Source organism: Parasphingomonas frigoris (assembly GCF_036663815.1).
Taxonomy (GTDB): Bacteria; Pseudomonadota; Alphaproteobacteria; order Sphingomonadales; family Sphingomonadaceae; genus Sphingomonas.
Map to the genome: position 1 here is coordinate 1 of NZ_JAXOJQ010000085.1, position 1,092 is coordinate 1,092.

Annotated in this window: 2 protein-coding genes; both read right to left on the minus strand. The window is 66.8% G+C overall.

Annotation, left to right across the window (positions count from 1 at the left end; translation table 11 throughout):
- The coding region (locus U1872_RS22640; RefSeq protein ID WP_332795096.1) for an ATP-binding cassette domain-containing protein at positions 1-343 on the minus strand (343 nt) is incomplete at its 3' end.
- Positions 340-1,092 (minus strand): LLM class flavin-dependent oxidoreductase (locus U1872_RS22645; RefSeq protein WP_332795097.1); only part of this gene is annotated, 753 nt, incomplete at its 5' end. The genes U1872_RS22640 and U1872_RS22645, both read right to left, overlap by 4 nt.

Sequence of the window (1,092 nt, forward strand, 5' to 3'; positions counted from 1 at the left end):
GCTCGGCTTTGGGAACGCCGGCCAGCACGAGCGGGAACGCGACGTTCGCGGCGACCGTGCGTGACGACAGCAGGCCGAAGTTCTGGAAGATCATGCCGATCCGTCGGCGTAGCGCGCGCAGGTCCTTGGCGGACAGTGCCGCGACGTCTACGCCATCGACTTCGACCCGCCCCGAACTCGGGCGTTCGAGCGCATTGATCAGACGGATCAGCGTCGACTTGCCCGCGCCGGACTGGCCGATGACGCCGAAAACGCCGCGCGCCGGAATCTCCAGCGAGACGGCGTCGAGTGCCGCCGCTTCGCTGGCCGGGTAGGTTTTCACGACGTCGGTTAGACGGATCATGTGGTGCCCATGACCTGCGCCGCGAACCGCTCCATCTCTTCGCTCTGCGGGCTCATCTGGAGCAGCAGCAGGTCGAGACCGGCGGCCTCGTACTCGGCGATGCGCTCCTTTAACTGCTCGGGCGTGCCGACCAGATTGGGGCGCAGGCCACGGTTGGAGACGGAGTATTCCTGGATCTTCAACTCGCGTTCGAGCTGCGTGCCCGACAGCCACTGGTCGAAATTCGCATAGCCCGCAGGCAGTTCGGTGACGCTGGTGATGCGCTCGAGTTCGCGCTTCGCCTCCGCCTCGCTGTCTCGGACTATGGCGTAGGCGGCCATGCCGTACTGCATCGGTGCGCCGCCGGCCGCTTCCCGCCGCGCCGCCATGTCGGCGATCTTCGGCGCGATCGCGGCGGCGGGGTCGCCGTGCATGACGTACGCGTCGCATTGCGCGGCGATCATCGCCTTGGCCTTCTCGCTCTCGCCGCCGGCATAGACGGTCGGGCGCTTGGCGGGCTTGGGGGCGCAGATCGCCTGTTCGGTTGTGTAAAATTGCCCGGCGAAGTCGAACCGTTCCTCGGTCCACAACCCGTCGACGACGGTCAGCCACTCGGCAGTGCGTGCGTAGCGATCATCGTGCTGGTCGAACTGGAGTCCGTATTGCTTGGCTTCGTCCGCCCACCACGACGACACGACGTTGAGCGCGAGACGCCCGCCCGAGATCCGGTCGATGTTCGCCGCGGCCTTGGCGAACAGCGCGGGGTGATG